The sequence below is a fragment of the Fusobacterium sp. genome, assembly GCF_029258315.1.
Taxonomy (GTDB): domain Bacteria; phylum Fusobacteriota; class Fusobacteriia; order Fusobacteriales; family Fusobacteriaceae; genus Fusobacterium_B.
In genome coordinates, this window is the sequence record NZ_JARHZE010000051.1 from 1 (window position 1) to 16,727 (window position 16,727).

Annotated in this window: 20 protein-coding genes; 4 read left to right on the forward strand and 16 right to left on the reverse strand. The window is 29.5% G+C overall.

Annotated elements, in window-relative coordinates; genetic code table 11:
- Positions 1-275 precede the first annotated feature (275 nt).
- The 16 genes from Q1J48_RS03825 to Q1J48_RS03900 all read right to left on the reverse strand — a co-directional run bounded on the left by Q1J48_RS03825 (position 276) and on the right by Q1J48_RS03900 (position 13,627).
- Positions 276-647 carry a DUF6672 family protein gene (locus tag Q1J48_RS03825; RefSeq protein ID WP_300361367.1) on the reverse strand — a complete coding sequence of 124 codons (372 nt, stop codon included), beginning with the start codon at positions 645-647 and terminating at the stop codon, positions 276-278.
- Positions 647-1,756, reverse strand: a complete 1,110-nt coding sequence (locus Q1J48_RS03830) for an ABC transporter permease (RefSeq protein WP_300331036.1) — start codon at positions 1,754-1,756, stop codon at positions 647-649. Before Q1J48_RS03830 ends, Q1J48_RS03825 begins: the two co-directional genes overlap by 1 nt.
- Position 1,757: 1 nt before the next feature.
- Positions 1,758-2,783, reverse strand: a complete 1,026-nt coding sequence (locus tag Q1J48_RS03835; RefSeq protein ID WP_300331033.1) for an ABC transporter permease subunit — start codon at positions 2,781-2,783, stop codon at positions 1,758-1,760.
- 3 nt (positions 2,784-2,786) lie between these two features.
- A complete protein-coding gene (locus Q1J48_RS03840; RefSeq protein WP_300361370.1) occupies positions 2,787-4,382 on the reverse strand; it encodes a sugar ABC transporter ATP-binding protein in 1,596 nt (531 codons plus the stop codon).
- A 119-nt stretch (positions 4,383-4,501) separates the two neighbouring features.
- Entirely contained in the window at positions 4,502-5,650 is a 1,149-nt protein-coding gene (locus tag Q1J48_RS03845; protein WP_300361373.1) for a DUF3798 domain-containing protein, read from the reverse strand.
- Positions 5,651-5,858: 208 nt separating this feature from the next.
- Positions 5,859-6,266 carry an ATP synthase F1 subunit epsilon gene (atpC, locus tag Q1J48_RS03850; RefSeq protein WP_300331024.1) on the reverse strand — a complete coding sequence of 136 codons (408 nt, stop codon included), beginning with the start codon at positions 6,264-6,266 and terminating at the stop codon, positions 5,859-5,861.
- A 2-nt stretch (positions 6,267-6,268) separates the two neighbouring features.
- Entirely contained in the window at positions 6,269-7,669 is a 1,401-nt protein-coding gene (gene atpD / locus Q1J48_RS03855; RefSeq protein WP_300331021.1) for a F0F1 ATP synthase subunit beta, read from the reverse strand.
- Between the two features lie 31 nt (positions 7,670-7,700).
- Positions 7,701-8,552, reverse strand: a complete 852-nt coding sequence (gene atpG, locus Q1J48_RS03860) for an ATP synthase F1 subunit gamma (RefSeq protein WP_300331018.1) — start codon at positions 8,550-8,552, stop codon at positions 7,701-7,703.
- Positions 8,553-8,566: 14 nt separating this feature from the next.
- Positions 8,567-10,072: a F0F1 ATP synthase subunit alpha gene (atpA, locus tag Q1J48_RS03865; protein WP_300331015.1), complete on the reverse strand. Its 1,506-nt coding sequence runs from the start codon at positions 10,070-10,072 to the stop codon at positions 8,567-8,569.
- A 25-nt stretch (positions 10,073-10,097) separates the two neighbouring features.
- Complete coding sequence (gene atpH / locus Q1J48_RS03870) at positions 10,098-10,625, reverse strand: ATP synthase F1 subunit delta (RefSeq protein WP_300361375.1); 528 nt, start codon at positions 10,623-10,625, stop codon at positions 10,098-10,100.
- Complete coding sequence (atpF, locus tag Q1J48_RS03875) at positions 10,625-11,128, reverse strand: F0F1 ATP synthase subunit B (RefSeq protein WP_300361377.1); 504 nt, start codon at positions 11,126-11,128, stop codon at positions 10,625-10,627. The genes atpH and atpF overlap by 1 nt, the downstream gene beginning before the upstream one ends.
- Before the next feature lie 36 nt (positions 11,129-11,164).
- Positions 11,165-11,440: an ATP synthase F0 subunit C gene (gene atpE, locus Q1J48_RS03880; RefSeq protein ID WP_300331006.1), complete on the reverse strand. Its 276-nt coding sequence runs from the start codon at positions 11,438-11,440 to the stop codon at positions 11,165-11,167.
- Positions 11,441-11,473: 33 nt separating this feature from the next.
- A complete protein-coding gene (gene atpB / locus Q1J48_RS03885; RefSeq protein WP_300331003.1) occupies positions 11,474-12,286 on the reverse strand; it encodes a F0F1 ATP synthase subunit A in 813 nt (270 codons plus the stop codon).
- An 18-nt stretch (positions 12,287-12,304) separates the two neighbouring features.
- Positions 12,305-12,679 carry an ATP synthase subunit I gene (locus Q1J48_RS03890; protein WP_300331001.1) on the reverse strand — a complete coding sequence of 125 codons (375 nt, stop codon included), beginning with the start codon at positions 12,677-12,679 and terminating at the stop codon, positions 12,305-12,307.
- A gap of 8 nt (positions 12,680-12,687) precedes the next feature.
- Entirely contained in the window at positions 12,688-12,897 is a 210-nt protein-coding gene (locus Q1J48_RS03895) for an AtpZ/AtpI family protein (RefSeq protein WP_300361380.1), read from the reverse strand.
- A gap of 13 nt (positions 12,898-12,910) precedes the next feature.
- Positions 12,911-13,627 carry a class I SAM-dependent DNA methyltransferase gene (locus tag Q1J48_RS03900; protein ID WP_300361383.1) on the reverse strand — a complete coding sequence of 239 codons (717 nt, stop codon included), beginning with the start codon at positions 13,625-13,627 and terminating at the stop codon, positions 12,911-12,913.
- Positions 13,628-13,988: 361 nt separating this feature from the next.
- Between Q1J48_RS03900 and Q1J48_RS03905 the strand changes: the two genes are divergently transcribed.
- The 4 genes from Q1J48_RS03905 to Q1J48_RS03920 form a co-directional block, all read left to right on the forward strand.
- Positions 13,989-14,669 carry a NifB/NifX family molybdenum-iron cluster-binding protein gene (locus Q1J48_RS03905; RefSeq protein ID WP_300330993.1) on the forward strand — a complete coding sequence of 227 codons (681 nt, stop codon included), beginning with the start codon at positions 13,989-13,991 and terminating at the stop codon, positions 14,667-14,669.
- 58 nt (positions 14,670-14,727) lie between these two features.
- Positions 14,728-15,096 (forward strand): NifB/NifX family molybdenum-iron cluster-binding protein, encoded by a 369-nt coding sequence (locus tag Q1J48_RS03910; RefSeq protein ID WP_300330992.1) that lies wholly within the window; start codon positions 14,728-14,730, stop codon positions 15,094-15,096.
- Between the two features lie 11 nt (positions 15,097-15,107).
- Positions 15,108-15,935, forward strand: coding sequence for a nucleotide-binding protein (locus Q1J48_RS03915; RefSeq protein ID WP_300330990.1), 828 nt, complete (start codon positions 15,108-15,110; stop codon positions 15,933-15,935).
- Between the two features lies 1 nt (position 15,936).
- Positions 15,937-16,727 (forward strand): ATP-binding protein (locus tag Q1J48_RS03920; RefSeq protein ID WP_300361386.1); only part of this gene is annotated, 791 nt, incomplete at its 3' end.

Sequence of the window (16,727 nt, forward strand, 5' to 3'; positions counted from 1 at the left end):
AAGAATACGTGAAGGAGTAGACTGCGGAAGCGTAAGAAATCCATTACCAGAATTAGTAGCAGAAGATATGCCAAAAGTAGAAGCTTGTGCAAAAATGATAGATGAAGCTATAAAAAAATTCATCTAAAAAAATAAAAAAACACAAAATAAATTATAAATAATATGGGTAATAAAAAAGGATAAGTTTTTCTTATCCTTTTTTTGACATTAAAAAAATCCATTTATAATTTTCTTTAGTAATAAATAAAAAATATTTTATATCTCTAAATAAAAATTTATCTTTTTTCTTTTGTATATTTTAACCAATCATTTTCATTATTTACTATTTTTGAAATATCTATATTTTCCCTTTCCCCTATTTTTGCTTTAAATTTTTCAGTAATCTCCATTTTTTCTCCATTTTCATTTTCAAATCTTACTGTTATTATATGTGATATTCCCTTTACCTCAACTACAGATTTTTTTAAAGCCTTAATTTTTTTAAAAGGAGATTTATCTATACTATATTCTACTACTTCCATAATATTTTCATCTCCTTTTTTACCATTATTTAGCATTACCTTATGTAATTTTCCGGTCATAAATAACATTATTGATATTAATATTGTAATTCCTATTACAACTATCCAGCTTACTAGTCTTTTCATTATTTATCACCTTCTAAATTTTTAGAATTTCTTTCTAAAACAAGTCTTCTTTGTTCCTCTTGTTCTTTTTCTCTTATTCTTTGATGCAATACTAAAGTTAAAGCAACAACTCCGTAAGATACAAATACTCTAAAATATTCTCCTATATAAGCAGATCCCATCAACTCTTTTCCTGCATTTGGAGAAACAATAAATAACATATGAAATAAAAATACCCCACTTATTGCATTTAATATACTTGCTTTTGATGCATTTGCTCCTCCTACCAAAAGGGCTGCTATGGAAAACATACCTATTTGTTCATGACTATTATAAGTATTCATTGTTCCCATATTTTGTAAATAAATAATTTGTCCAAAACCAGCTAACACAGTTGAAATAACTATCGCTATTATTCTTGTTTTGTCTACATCTATTCCTGAATTTTTAGCTACTTCAATATCTTGTCCGATAGCTCTCATATCCTGTCCTAATTTAGTCTTTCTAAACCAAACTGTAAAAAATCCTAAACCAATTATTATTAAAAAAGTAAATACAGGAATCTCAATTCCTTTTATTGAAAAAGATAAAAATCCATCTAAAGCTTTTCTTACTTCCATTAAGTCAATAGCATTTCTTACTCCATATCCTCTTGATAAAAGTAATTTTTTATCTGATAGAGGAATTACTTTTCCCATTCCATATAGAACAAAAAGTTGATAAACTCCATTTATAAAAAATCCTAAGATCATAGAAGTGATCATTTCTCTTCCTTTAGCCTTATTTAATATACTTCCCCCCATTATTCCTAAAAGAATTGAAAAGGGTATAGAAATAATAGCCGCTAAAAATATCCCTTGCATTCCTACGATTTGCCAATCTGTAATAAATATTAAAGCTATCTGACCTGCCATCGCTCCAAGAACTATTCCAAAATTAAGTCCCATTCCAGCAACAACTGGAATAAGAAGTGATAAAACTAAAAATAAATTTCTTGAAAATCTTTGGATTATTTCTTGAATTGTTGATATGACTCCTAATCCTGAAAGAGGAAAGGCTATAACTATCAATGTAAGCATTAGTATTGGAACTAAATTGCTAAGTAAAGTTTTCTTTAAATTTTTATTCATCTTATATTTCCCCCTTTCTAGTCAATGCATATAGTATCATTCCGTTTGATACTATTATTCTTATTGTTTCTGACATATCTGTTTTTATAATAGCATTTACCACGCTCGGTGTCATTGTTAGTATTCCTTGAAATAAAAAAGTTCCTATTATTACATTGACTATTGTGGCTCTATTAACAGAAGCTCCCCCAATTAGTATTGCTGCTATTGCTGGAAATGCCATATAGAAAGGTGCTAAATAAAGTTGTACAAATCCAAAACTTTGTTGATAAATAACTATTCCAATAGCTGCTAACACACTAGAAAAAATTACTGATTTTATTCTTTCTTTATCTATATTAATTCCAGTGGCCTTAGCAAATTTTTCATTCGTTCCTACTGCCTTCATTGCAAGACCTGATCTAGTTTTAAAATATATCCAAATTATTGATGAAATAATAGCAAATATTAATAATTCTCCTATCGGAAAATCTCCTGATTTAATATGTAATGCTTTTTCTAAGGCTCTGTACCAATAATTTTCAACACTAACTGTTGTACGAAGTCCTTCTCCACCATATGCCCATATCATATCTGGACTTTTAAATGGAAGAATAAGCCACATTATACACATAAGAGCAACTGAAGAAAATCCAATATATGTTGCTATCATCATTTCTCCACCCTTTACTTTATTCAAAATTAATCCATAAAGCCAACCAAATATTACTCCAAAAAAAGCTCCTATTATCATAGCTACTACAAAACCTGTAATTCCTACAAGACCAAGTTCTATACTTATAACTGCTCCTAAAAGTCCAGCTTCAACTCCCAAAGGCATACCAAAATTTAGACCTGTTCCTGCCTGTATCATTGGCACTAATGATAAAACAAGAACTACATTCATTCCAAATCTCACAAAAGTATCACCTAAGGCTGATTTTAAATCCAACCCTATAAAAGGGCAAACAACATACATGCTCAATAAAAATAACCCTATTATTATTCTTGGCCAACCAAAACTTTTTATATATCGTTTTATTATCATCTTCTAGTTCCCCCCTACACCAGTCATATATTTTCCAAATTCTATTATATTAGCTTCTGGTGATAATATTCCTGCAACTTTTCCTTCATTTATTATAGCTATTCTATCACAAACTGATCTTAGCTCTTCAACTTCTGATGAAGTTATTACTATTGTTGTTCCTTTTTCTTTATTATATTTTTTCAAGATATCAAGAACTAATTTTTTAGCCCCAACATCTATTCCTCTTGTTGGTTCTGAAACAAACATAAGTTTAGGATCCATTGTAAATGCTTTGGCTAAACATACTTTTTGTTGATTCCCACCACTTAATTCTTGAACTCTTTGCTTAGGACCCATACATCTTATTTCTAACTGTTCTATGTACTTTTTAGCATTTTTCTCAATCTCTTTATCATCACTATATCTTACACAACCAAATAATTTTTTTAAAAACATCTCTTTTATTTGAATAGCAGGGTAAGCAATATTTAATTCTATTGATTTATCTAATAAAAGTCCAACTCCTTTTCTATCTTCAGAAACAAAAAATAATCCTTTTTTTAATGGATCTTCTGGACTATTTATTTTTATATCTTCATCATTAAATTTTATACTTCCGCTTGAATAATAAAGTCCCATTATTCCATTAGCAACACCTATTTTTCCTTGTCCTGCCATTCCAGCTAATCCTAAAATTTCACCTTTTCTCACTTTTAAATTTAGATTTTTTACCAATTCTCCTGGCATATCTACACATAGATTTTTTACATCTAATATAATTTCATTATCATCTAAATTTAGTTTAGAATTTTCTTTTTCTATTTCTTTTGAGTTTTCCTCTATTTTTCTACCTATCATCCATTGTGTTATCTCATCAACATTAGTTTCTTTTGCGGGAACAGAATTTATCATAACCCCATCTCTTAAAACTACAACTTTATCACAAGCTTCTATTATTTCATTTAATCTATGGGTGATAAAGATTATTGCAATCCCTTTTTTAGATAATTCTTTTATTGTTTTCACCAGAACCTCAGCTTCACTCTCTGTTAAAACGGCTGTGGGCTCATCAAGAACTAACAGTTTTATTTTTTCTCTTTCTATCTCTCTAGCTATTTCTGTAAATTGCATATGGGCAACCGGCATCTGTTGAATATATTCTTCATCATTTATTGTTATCCCTAGTTGACTAATCGCTCCTTGTGCTCTTTCTTTTGTTTTATTAGAATCAATTACTTTTATTCTTTCTCCAAATAAAAGTTCTAATAAACTCTGCTTTGTTGTTTCTCTATTTAAAACTATATTTTCTCCTGCTGAAAAACCAGGAATTAATGAAAATTCTTGGTGAACCATTCCAATTCCAGCTCCCAAAGCATCAAAAGGACTATTAAAATTAACTATTTCATCATCAATTTTTATTTCACCTTTATATCCACCTGTTTCTTTAATAACCGGCATTCCAAAAATTATTTTCATAAGAGTAGACTTTCCAGCTCCGTTTTCCCCAACTAATCCTACAATCTCGCCCTCTTTTATCTCTAAATTTATATCTTTTAAAACTGTATTTTCTCCAAATGATTTAGACAAATTAGATATTTTTAACAATGTTTTACTCATTAATCCCACCCTTTCAATTTTTAACACACTCTAAATAGACTAATCTTATTTAAAATATCTTAAAAATTTAAATATGACAAATATAGAAATTCTATATTTGTCATATCCTTTATTTTTAATTATTTAACATCGAAATATTTTTCTGGAACTTCTAACTTAGTTACTCCCATATATCCTTTACCAAAAACATATGTATCTTGATAAACTAGTATATAGTTTTCTCTTTCTACCCCATCACTATCAATGAAATAACTTCCGTTCCATCCTGCTCCAGGGGTATTATTTTTTAAGTTTTCCATCACTGCATCAAAATCAAGAAGTTCTTCTTTCTCCTCAATAACTTTTACAGCATGATCTGCTAAAGCTTGAGCCCCTGCAAAGTTATATGAATATGACCAAGTTCCCATTCTTCCACCAGCACCTTTTCCTATAACAGCCTTTTCAACTTTTGCTAGTATTTTTGGCCAATTTCCTCTTTCATCATTTGAGAATTTTATTCCTAGAGCACCTGGATAACCCATTGTTGGAGAAGGTAAATCAGCTTCTACAAAATATCCACCCTCTTCAGCTACCCTTTTTAATAATGGCTCTGTATGAGCATCGTTTGTACAGAAAAATGCAGTTTCTTTTCCATATTGTTTTAACCAGTTAGGAACTTGTTCTAAGATATATTGTTGTGCTCCTGCAACTCCTACATCACTTACTGGATCTGGAGCTGAAACTTCATAGAATCCCATTCCTAAATCTTTTGCTGCTTGTTTCATTATATTTCTTCTTCTAGACATCATTTCATAGCTCAAGTGTCTTGGGAAAGAAACATGAACAAAGTTTTTTGCTCCCATATCCTTAGCTGTTTTAACAATTAAATATCCTCTAGCTATTGAATCTGGAAATAATGTTAAATCACTGACATCAGCAACCATTTCAGGATCTTCATGTGGGTTATTTGCTAATAAAAGAATATCTGGTCTTTTATCTCTTACCCTTCTAAAAGCTTCTACTGTTCCAGGAATTGCTTCTGTCATTATAATCGCTTTCATTTTAGGATCATCTGCGAGAGAAGTTATTTGAGTTATTGTTGTTTCCATCTCTTGCATAAAGTTATCAGGATAAGTTAAGTGAATAATTTTTCCACCCTTATCTATTTTTCCATATTTTTTCATCACAGCTTCTGCTCCTCTTAAAGCATCTTCTGATTGAGAAACAGTACCACTTAATATCCCTATATGATAATCAGATTCTGCAAAAGAAATTGTTGCCATCCCCATTAATAAATAACTAAATAATAATTTTTTCGTCCTTCCCTCCTTAATCACATCCAAAAGTGTGTCTTTAAATTGCAAACAGCGGTTTGTGTTTTAAAAACATTTATATTGTGGAATATTATACTCTTTCTTTATTTAGATGTCAATATATTTTCTTTATAAATTTCAAAAAATAAAAAAGGAAAGTATTTAAACTCTCCTTTTCTATTTTTTATAGTAATCTTTCTGCTATTTTAACTTTCATAAGAGCATCTTGTAGGGATTTCTGAATTAACATAATCTGTTTATCTTCATTTAATTTTTTAAGTTTTTCTTGTGCTAGTTCAACTTCTTTTTTCGCAGTTTCTATATCTATCTCTTCTGGTTTTAAAGCTTCATCTACTATAATAGTAACTTTATTATTATTTATTTCAATAAATCCATTTGAAATATAATATAGTTCTTCATTCCCTTTTTCTATTCTTATTTTTATCTCTTCTGGTTTTAAAGCTGCTACAAAAGGAGCGTGATTAGGTAAAATTCCCATATCTCCCTCTGTTGTTCTTACTTTTAAAAATTCAACTTCCTTCGAAAACTTTTTCCCGATAGGAGTTACTATTTCTAATGTGAAGTTTGCCATAATTATTCAGCTCCCTTCAATAACTCTCTTCCTTTAGCAACTGCCTCTTCTATTGTTCCAACATATAAGAAAGCTTGTTCAGGTAAATCATCATATTTTCCTTCTAGGATTTCTTTAAATCCTCTAACAGTTTCTTTTATTGGCACATATTTTCCTTGCATTCCTGTAAATTGCTCTGCAACTGTGAATGGTTGAGAGAAAAATCTTTCAATTTTTCTAGCTCTTGAAACAGCTAATTTATCTTCATCAGATAACTCATCCATACCTAAAATTGCAATGATATCTTGTAATTCTTTATATCTTTGAAGTACAGCTTGAACCTCTCTAGCTACCTCATAGTGCTCTTTTCCAACTATTTCTGGATCTAAAGCTTTAGAAGTTGAATCTAGTGGGTCAACTGCTGGGTAGATTCCTAATGATGCTATTCTTCTTGAAAGAACTGTTGTAGCATCAAGGTGAGAGAATGTTGTTGCTGGGGCTGGGTCTGTTAAGTCATCTGCTGGTACATATACAGCTTGAACTGATGTTATTGATCCAGTTTTTGTAGAAGTAATTCTTTCTTGTAAAGCTCCCATTTCTGTAGCTAGGTTTGGTTGATATCCAACTGCTGATGGTGTTCTTCCAAGTAAAGCTGATACCTCTGATCCAGCTTGTGTAAATCTGAATATATTATCTATGAAAAGAAGCACGTCTTGTCCCTCTTTATCTCTAAAGTTTTCTGCTATTGTAAGTCCTGTAAGCCCTACTCTTAATCTTGCTCCAGGTGGCTCATTCATTTGTCCATATACAAGAGATGTTTTTGATAAAACTCCTGACTCAGTCATTTCGTTATATAAGTCTCTTCCTTCTCTTGTTCTTTCTCCAACTCCTGCAAAAACAGAAAGTCCTCCATGTCCTTTTGCAATATTATTTATAAGCTCCATTATAAGAACTGTCTTTCCTACTCCAGCTCCACCAAATAGTCCTATTTTTCCCCCTTTTATATATGGTGCTAATAAGTCTATTACTTTTATTCCAGTTTCAAATATTTCAATCTCTGTTCCTTGAGATTCGAAATCTGGAGCTGATCTATGAATAGGAAGTTTTTCTTCTGTATTTATTGGACCATTGTTATCTACTGGTTGTCCTAGAACATTTAGAATTCTTCCAAGAACAGCTTTTCCTACTGGAACTGTTATTGGAGCTCCTGTGTCTATTACTTCCATACCTCTTTGTAATCCGTTAGTATCATCCATCGCTATTGTTCTTACCATATTGTTACCAATGTGTTGGGCAACTTCAAGAACTAATTCTTTATCTCCATTTTGTACTTTTAGAGCATTATATATTTTAGGTAAGTTGTCTTTAAATAGAATGTCTACTACTGGTCCTATTACTTGTGTAAGAACCCCTCTATTTTCCAATTTGTTAACCTCCCTGTTATTTGGTTTGTTATTATTTTAAGGCAGGTGCTCCACCAACTATCTCTGTTATCTCTTGAGTTATTGCAGCCTGTCTTTCTCTGTTATATTGTAAATTTAATTCTTTCATCATTTCTTCTGCATTATCGTTTGCACTCTTCATAGCATTTTTTCTTGCTGAATGCTCACTTGCTGTATTTTCTAACATTGCTTGATATAACTCTATGTTTATATACTTAGGCAATAGATCAGATAAAACAGCTTCTGCATCTGGTTCAAAAATATATGACATATTTTTGTTTGTTTCTACTCTTTCAATAGGAATTATTTTCTTTACCAAAAGATCACTTCTTAAAGCTGAAATAAATTTATTGTATATTAAATATACTTCATCAAATATTTCTGAATAATAATATTCAACTATATTTTCACTTATTTCTTTTGCCTTATCATATATTGCTTCTGGCACTATTTGAGTATATTCAGCTTTTATATCATAATTTCTCTTAGAACAATACTCTTTTCCTTTTTTTCCAATAACAATAACTGATATTTGTTTATCCTTATTGTTTTCCTCTACCTCTTTTAACTTTTTCAAAGTCATACTATTAAAACTTCCACAAAGTCCTCTGTCAGAAGTCATAACAATAATTCCTATCTTTTTAACAGAATCTCTTCCATCAAAAAGAGGATGTTTTTCAGCTTTTATTCCAGCTGAAATATTTCTCATAATTCCATGAATACTTTCAGAATAATCACGAGATTTTAAAACTTTCTCTGAAAACTTTTTGAATTTTGTAGTGGAAACAACTTCCATAGCTTTTGTTATTTGGTGAGTAGACTGAACACTTTTTATTCTACTTTTTATTTCTTTAGAACCAGCCATATACTCACCTCTTTTTATTTAATATATGATTTTTTAAACTCAGTTATTGCATTAGATATTTTATCTTCTAATTCTTTATCAAGAGCTTTTTTCTCTTTTATTTCTTTTAAGATATCTGTTGTATTTCTTAATTCTTTTATTAAACTTATTTCAAAGTCTAAAACTTTATCTACATCAATATCATCAAAGAATCCTTTTGTTACAGCATAGAAAGAAACTACTTGTTCTTCTACTGGATAAGGTTTATTTTGAGGTTGTTTTAACATAGCCATTATTCTATGTCCTCTCTCTAATTGAGCCTTAGTTGATTTATCTAAGTCAGATCCAAATTGAGCAAATGTTAATAACTCTGTATATTGAGCTAATTCTAGTTTTACTTTAGCAGCAACTTGTTTCATAGCTTTTATTTGAGCTGCCCCTCCAACCCTTGATACAGAAATTCCTGCGTCAATAGCTGGTCTAAATCCTGAGTTAAATAATTGTGAATCCAAGAATATTTGTCCATCTGTAATTGAAATTACGTTTGTTGGAATATAAGCTGCTACGTCTCCAGCTTGTGTTTCAATTATTGGTAGAGCTGTTATTGATCCTCCACCTAATTCGTCTGATAACTTAGCTGCTCTTTCAAGTAATCTTGAGTGTAGATAGAATACGTCTCCTGGATAAGCTTCTCTTCCAGGTGGTCTTTTTAATAGTAATGACATTTCTCTATAAGCTACCGCATGTTTTGTAAGGTCATCGTATACTATTAATACATGTTCCCCTTTATCCATGAAGTATTCTCCCATAGCAACTCCTGCATATGGTGCCATATATTGTAATGGTGCTGCTTCAGAAGCTGTAGCTGCAACTATTGTTGTATATTCCATAGCTCCTAAATCTTCTAATTTTTTATATATTTGTGCTACTGTTGATCTTTTTTGTCCAATAGCTACATAGATACATTTTACTCCAGTTCCTTTTTGATTGATTATAGCATCTATCGCAACTGCTGTTTTTCCTGTTTGTCTGTCTCCGATTATAAGTTCTCTTTGACCTCTTCCAATAGGAACCATTCCGTCTATTGATTTTATTCCTGTTTGTAATGGCTCAAATACTGGTTTTCTTGCTATGATTCCTGATGCTTTTCTTTCAAGTTCCATATATTTAGCAGGAGTTATATCACCTTTTCCATCTATTGGCTCTCCTAAAGCGTTTACTACTCTTCCTAAAAAGTTTTCTCCTGCTGGTATTGATACTATTCTACCAGTAGATTTTACTTCGTCTCCTTCTCTTATTTGAGAGAAATCTCCAAATATGATAACTCCAACGTTGTTTTCTTCTAGGTTAAGTACCATTCCCATTATTTTATTAGGAAATTCTAGTAACTCTCCAGCTTTTGCATCGCTAAGTCCATAAACTCTAGCAATACCGTCTCCTACTTCTAATACAGATCCTGAAGTTTTAATATCAAGGCTTTTTTTATAGTTTTCTATTTCAGTTTTTATAATATTACTAACCTCTTCTGGTCTGATTCTCACCTAATACACCTCCAATATGTGTATGTTAATTTTGTTTAGCCAATGTTGATAACTGAGTTTTAATAGTTCCGTCTATTATCTTATCCCCAATTTTTAGGATTCCTCCACCAATTATTGACTTATCTACATTTACTTTGATATTTATTTTTTTCTTAGTACTTTTTTCTAAGTTTTCTATAAGTTTTGCTTTTTGAGCTTCAGTAAGCTCCATAGCAAAAGTAGCTTCTACATCTAAAATTTGATTTTTAGCATAGAATATTTTTAAATATTCGGCTACTATCTCTCTTATATCAGAGATTCTTCCTTTTTCTAATAGATAAAATAGTATATTTTTAACCTCTTCAGTTTCATCTTTATAAATTTTATCTAAGAAATCTCTTTTATCTTCCAATGAAATTAATGGATGATTTATAAAGTTTTTAAATTCTTTGTCTTTTACATACATCTCCATTAAACTATTAAGTGCATCATAAATTTCTTTTAAATTATTATTAGATTCTCCTACTGAAAAAATTGCTTCTGCATATCTTTTTCCAACTTTATTGTCTGCCATTATAGTTCTCCCATTTCATCTATAAAGTTATCTACTAAGGCACTTCCTTTTTTAGAATCTAATTTTTCATTTATGATTTTTTCAGCAAGTTGGATAGCTATTTTTTGCATATCCTCTTTTACTTCTAATCTTGCTCTTTCTTTCATTTTTTCAACTTCTATTTCAGCACTTTTAAGAATTTTATCTCTTTGGAATGTAGCACTTTTTATTATTTCTTCTCTTCTTTCATCTGCTTTTTTCTCAGCATTTGTAATTATTTCATGAGCTTCATCTTTAGCTTTTTTTATTATTACTCTAGCTTTTTCTATTTCAGAATCAGCTATTTCTCTATTTTTTTTAGCTTCCTCTAAATCTCCCGATATTTGTTCTCTTCTTTCTTTCAATATTCTATTTAAAGGTTTTTTGAAATATTTATTGAAAACCACTATTAAAATAAAGAAGTTGATTATTTGCCAAAACATATTAATATCTATCGAGATAGCGGGCATTGTTTGTGCTGCCAAAATGCTCCCTCCTTTCCATTTTTAAAATATCAATTTTTATTTTTCTAATAACATTGATATAAATGGATTTGCATATAATAATATCATTGCAACAACTAAAGAGTAAATACCTGTTGACTCAGATATTGCTTGTCCTAAAATCATTGTTGAAATTATATCTCCTTTAGCTTCTGGTTGTCTTGCAACAGCTTCTACTGCTTTACCAGCTGCATAACCTTCCCCGATTCCTGGTCCTAATCCAGCTATCATTGCACACCCTGCTCCTACTGCTGATGCTGCTAAAACTATTGTTTTTGCTAATAACATATCCATCTTGTTACCTCCTAAAAATTTTGTTTTTTTTAATTATTTATTTAACAATTCATTAGGTTCAGAATCCCCTAATGCCCCTTGTATATGTACAAGAGCTAACATTGTAAATACAAAACTTTGTACCGCCCCACTAAATAAATCAAAATATAGATGAAGTGGTGCTGGAATTACTGCTGGGACAGCTTTATATAAAAGCCCCAATATTACCATACCCGCAAACATATTTCCAAACAATCTGAAAGACATATTTACTGGTTTAGCTAATTCTCCAATTATATTAAGTGGTAGTAATACTGGCACAGGCTCTGTAAATCCTTTAAGATATCCTAATACACCTGTTCTTGCAATATTCGTTCCAATAAATATAACCGTTGTTAAAAGAGCCAATCCAACTGTTGTGTTTAAATCTGCTGTTGGTGCTCTAAAAGCTGGAGCTAATACCATATCTGTTGTTTCTTTTGTCAACCATGGTATAGGGAAAAATGTTAGTATATTTCCTGTGAATATAAATAAGAATAGACAAGAAATAAAACTAAAATATTTATTTTTCCATTTTCCTATCATCTGAGTTATAATTCCATCTAAGAAATTATATAAAGATTCTAGCAAAATCTGTCCTTTAGACTCTGGAACTAACTTCATATTTTTTGTACCAAACTTAAATAATAAGAAAAGTACAAACATACAAAACCAAGTTCCAACAACAGTCATTGTAACAGGTAAACCAACTCTTCCATCACCCATTGCTACCCCTAGAGGTAATTTCTCTAGAAACTCTGGTAGTGGAATAAAAAAAGCAATTTTTGGTCCTTCCACTAGAGGTGGAGTAATAAATGTTATACTCATACAAATCTCCTCTCCTTTTTATTTTAAGTACTTTTTCTTCCATTTCAAAAGATTTTTATATAAAACCATCATTAAAATATTAAACTTTATATTTAATAATCCGATGGCAGTACCTAACATCATTGCTAAATCATAAAAATATGATGCTCCTGCTAAAACTAACAAGTAAATTGCATATCTTTTAAGATATCCCAATACTCCGGATTTAAAATTAGCTCCTTTCACTATACTTGTTTTAACATCTATATAAATCATATAGAAACATAGAATAGAAATCAAAGAGCCACTAAACATTCCAATGTAGACTTCCTTACTTTGAATTATTATCCCATAAACAAGAATCACAACAGAAGTCATAATTGAATTTCTTATTATTTTTTTTATTTCTTCCATAATTCTCCTTATTTTTTCATTATCATTAAATATACATTATAAAATCCACTTGCTACACCTAATAATAGAAATAAAATAAATAATAGATCACTTTTAAATAAAAATTTCTCTATTAATTTATAAATCCCTAAAGCCACTAGGATATTTCCCATTATTGTAAATCCTAGTGTTCCTAATAATTCAAAATATTTAAAAAAGTCTTTATTAAATTTCAACATTATTTATCACTTTTTATCTATTTTTTAAAATATAAAAATATCTTTTTCCTGCTAATTCCTCATTGATTTCAAATATTTCTAAAGAAAGATTAGCTTCTTTAGCACACTCTTTTATCTCATTATGTGTAAAAATTCTTTTTTCATAAAACTCATTAAATCTATCATAACCATTATTTTTATTTTTTATAAAATATGACGCATCTATCTCATCAATATTTGTTTCTTCATCATAAAAATGTTCCCATATCACAGCAAAATCTTTTCTACTATCTGCATAAATATCATTAGCAAACATTTTTTGCATAAACTCCCTATCCACTACATCAAAAATATAGATTCCATTTTCATTTAAAGAATTCTTTACACTATTGAATAAATCCAATAAATCCTCCACTGAAGTTAGGTGATTTACGGTATCAAAGAAAGAATATATTATATCATATTTTTCTCCTGTGTCAAATTCTCTCATATCCCCTAAAAATAAAGGAACATTCTTTCCTTTTAATTTTATTTTAGCCTTTTTTAGCATTCCTTCTGAAATATCAAGTCCAGAGCATTGATATTTTTTATCTAATCTAACTAAAGTTTCTCCTGTTCCACACCCTAGATCTAATATTATTTTTCCATCTGGATTATATTTTGAAATATAATTTTCTAAAAGATTAACCCAACCATCATAATCACAAATTTCCATAAATTTATCATAAACCTTTGAAAAATTTTTATACATAAATATCCCCTAATTCTTGTATTAATACGATTATCGCTTTAATATAATCATTTACTTTTTTGGCCATTATACCACACTATCTCAGACTAAATTTATTATCTCACAAAATTTATCATATAGCAAGATAAATTAATTTAAAAAGATTTTCATGATTAATTTTTGATTTAATTCGATAAATAAATAACAATTGTTCTTGTTTTATTATTGATATTTTTATATAAGTTGGATCAAAAAAAATATATTTTTAAACATTAAAAATATTAAAAAAAATTTTTATAAAATTTTATTTATTGACAAAAAATAAAATTGAGTATATAATTATATTGTGCATATGCACAATATAATTAACCGGAGGTTTTTTATGCCTAGATGTAAAAAGATTAGATGTTGTCGTAGTTTAACAGATGAGATAATATTTAAACCTACTGGTATTCCTCTTTCTCAAGTTGAAATAATTGATATTGAAGTTGATGAGATAGAAGCAATTCGTCTTTGTGACTATGAAGGAAAAAGTCAAATAGAAACTGCTGAGATAATGAAAGTTTCAAGAGGAACTATCCAAAGACTTTTAAATTCTGGAAGAAAAAAAATACTAGAAGGTTTATTATATCAACAGGCTATAAAACTAAAAAACACACACTTAGAATACACTGAAGAAAATATAGGAGATGATTTTATGAGTAACGAAATTTTAAGAGTTGGTTTCCCTACAAACGATGAGGTAACAGTTGAAGAACATTTTGGACATTGTGAGAAATTTATAGTTTTCTCTATAAAAAATGGTGAAGTAGTTAATAAAGAGTGTCTTGTAGCACCTGAACACGCTCCAGGAGTTTTCCCTAAATTTATAGCAAGTAACAATATAAATGTTGTTATAACTGGGGGAATGGGACAAAGAGCTATTGATCTTATAAAAGGAAATGGTGGAGAGGTTATCCTAGGAGCAGCTGGAAATATTGAAGATGTTTTAAAAGTTTATTTAGAAGGAGAACTTTATTCTAAAGGTTCTGCTTGTGCTCATCACCACCACGATCATGAATAATAATATATTATAATTTAAGGTGGCTTTTGCCACCTTTATTTTTAAAGGAGAAAAAATTATGAAATTAGCAATAGCTTTAAAAGAAAATAAATATGATTCAGTAGTTGATGAAAGATTTGGAAGAGCCCCTTATTTTATCATCATAGATAATGAAACTAAAGAATATGAAATAATTGAAAATGAAGCAAAAGATGAAAATACTGGAGCTGGATTAAAAGCAGTTAAAAATCTTGAAAAACATCAGATTGATGGAATTATTGCTGGAGAGATAGGACCAAAAGCTGGAGAATTAATATATGATTTGGAAATTCCTACTTTCAAATTTGGAAAATATGAAACTGTTGAAAAAATATTAAAAGCTTTCAATGAAAATCTTTTAGAAAAATATGATCTTTCACCAAAACCTATGGGACTTAGAAAAGCTTAGGAGGGATTATTTTGAAATTAGCAATTTTAAGTGGAAAGGGAGGAACTGGAAAAACTACTGTCAGTACAAATTTAGCCTATATTACAAAACAACTATTAATTGATACTGATATAGAAGAACCTAATTCACATATATTTCTAAAACCAAAAAATATAAATACTTCTTCTGTTTTTACCTCTTACCCTGTTGTTTCTTCTGAGAAATGTACTCTCTGTGAAAAATGTGGAGATTTTTGTCATTTTAATGCTATTATTCCAAGTAGAAAAAAAGTTTTAGTCTTTGAAGAAAGTTGCCACGACTGTGGTGGATGTAAAATTGTTTGTAATTTTGATGCTATCGATTTTCAAAAAAGAGAGATAGGAAAAATATTTTCTGGAGAAACTTTTTTTAATTCACCTATTAAATATGGTAGACTAAACATCGGGGAGATGTCTGGAGTAAAAATTATAAAAGAGTTATACTCATCAACAAAAGAAGATAATTTTATTATAGATTGTCCACCTGGAACATCTTGTACAACTGTTGCATCTGTTGAAATAGCAGATTTTGCCATTGTGGTTACTGAACCTTCTCCTTTTGGATTAAGTGATATGAAACTTGTGGTTACCTTATTAAAAGATTTAAATATCCCTTTTGGTATAGTAATCAATAAATCTTTAGGAAATAATAAAGAAATTTTAAATTTCTCAAAAGAAAACTCCATACCAGTATTAGGTGAAATAAAGTTTGATAGAGATATTGCCAAAAATTATTCTAAAGGTAAAGTTTTAGCTAGTATCAATCCGATCTATAAAGAGATATTCCAAAATATCTTAAATAAAGTTTATGAGGTGAAATAATATGACTTTTAATGAAATAGTTGTTATATCTGGAAAAGGTGGAACAGGAAAAACCACAGTTACAGCCTCTCTTATACCATATTTTGAAAATGTTATTATTGGAGATTGTGATGTTGATGCTCCAAATTTAAAAATACTTCTTGCAAAAAATGATATTGAAAAAAAAGAATTTTTTGGAATGAAAAAAGCTAAAAGAAATTTAGAACTTTGTAAGAATTGTAATAAATGTTTTGAATATTGCAAATTTAACGCTATTGATAATCCTACAAAATGTGAAGGCTGTGGAGTTTGTAAAATTATTTGTCCTTATAATGCCATTGAAATGATTGATAATAAAGCTGGAGATCTTTTTATTTCAAATAGTGATTTTGGAAAATTGGTTCATGCTTGCCTTATTCCTGGGGAAGAAAACTCTGGAAAACTTGTGGCTGAAGTTAGAAAAACTACAAAATATTTAGCTGAAAAAGAAAATATAAATAATATTATTTTAGATGGGGCTCCTGGAATTGCTTGTAATGTTATTAGTTCTTTGACAGGTGTAAAAAAAGCAGTGGTTGTAATAGAGCCTACCCTTTCAGGACTTCATGATCTTGAAAGACTTCTTGAATTAATAAAAAGATTTAGAATTCAACCTTTCTTTGTTATTAATAAATATGACCTCTCTTTAGAAATTTCACAAAAATTAGAGGAATTTCTATTTGAAAATAATTTTAAAATCTCTGTTAAAATTCCATTTAATAAAGAAATTTTTGAAAGTATAAATCAAAAACAAATTCCATCTAAGTTTATTCC